This window comes from Spiroplasma sp. hyd1, assembly GCF_016082235.1.
Classification (GTDB): domain Bacteria; phylum Bacillota_I; class Bacilli_A; order Mycoplasmatales; family Mycoplasmataceae; genus Spiroplasma; species Spiroplasma poulsonii.
In genome coordinates this window covers 1-1,231 of record NZ_JXYY01000116.1, presented here as the reverse complement: position 1 = coordinate 1,231, position 1,231 = coordinate 1, and the positions used below count along the sequence as shown (strand labels likewise).

Genomic DNA, 1,231 nt, shown 5'->3' with positions numbered 1-1,231 from the left:
TTTCTATATAAAAAATTGAATTATTATTTGTTTTCTCATAATTAATTAAAAAATTCATAAAGTCTTCTTCGTGATGGCTACATAAAAAAAGTGTACCACTAGATAATGTTGCATATTTTTTACAAAAAGAAATATAACACTTATTCTTTTTCTCCNTTATTTGATTTCCTTGATNAGTTCTTCGTATGCTTGNTTTTGCCGCCAATAATATGGGTTCTCCCAAATACTACTTAAATCATTTTCAGTCTTAATAAATGTATCAGAATTTTTTATTATGTTATTTAATTAAATTATTAGCTAAATCATTTTTAACTAATAATTTATATATAAAACTTGTATTTTCATTATCTTTAATATTATTAAATATTAATTTTATACTTGGTAAATTTCTATTATTCAATCTGCAAACATAATTTAATGTATTTTTCAAATTAATTAAACCTTCTAAACTTTGATTTTTATCTTTTTACAAATTAATTTGCAATTATTATCATTTGTATTGCAAGAAGTCTAATTTATTCGCTAAGATCAATTTGTATTATTGGCGTTTGACCAATAGCATTATTTATACCATTAATAATTATTTTTAAACCCACATCTTTCTTATTATCTTTTAAAAATATTTCAAAATCATTTTCAGTTAAAGAATTAGATAAATTTTTAAGTTCATTCAAAATTTTATTTTTTAAAAAAACAATTAAATTTTTATTATCTTTATTTCAATCTGATACATTGATTTTATTAATTTTACTTATATCAATTTTTAAATTTTCAACTGAATTTAATTGTTTTTTAACATTATTGGCTTCTATTTCTTCATATTGTTTTAAAAATTTTTCTAATATATTTTGTGCTGAAAAAAATTGAGAATTTTTTAATTTATATTTTATTTTGATTATTATTTTATCTAAATTTTTCATTTCAATTTCTTTTTCTTTTAAATCTTCTTCTAATTTAGTTTTATCATTTTTTAAAGTGCTAATTTCACTTTCTTTTTCTTTTAAATTTTTTTCTAATTTAGTTTTATCATTTTTTAAAGTGCTAATTTCACTTTCTTTTTCTTTTAAATCTTCTTCTAATTTAGTTTTATCATTTTTTAAAGTGCTAATTTCACTTTCTTTTTCTTTTAAATTTTTTTCTAATTTAGTTTTATCATTTTTTAAAGTGCTAATTTCACTTTCTTTTTCTTTTAAATTTTTTTCTAATTTAGTTTTATCATTTTTTAAAGTGC

1 pseudogene is annotated in these 1,231 nt (G+C 17.8%); it reads right to left on the bottom strand.

The annotated features are described in order from the left end of the window. Positions 1-515: 515 nt before the first annotated feature. Positions 516-1,231 (bottom strand): annotated as a pseudogene (locus TS70_RS06605) (hypothetical protein); the annotation flags it as partial.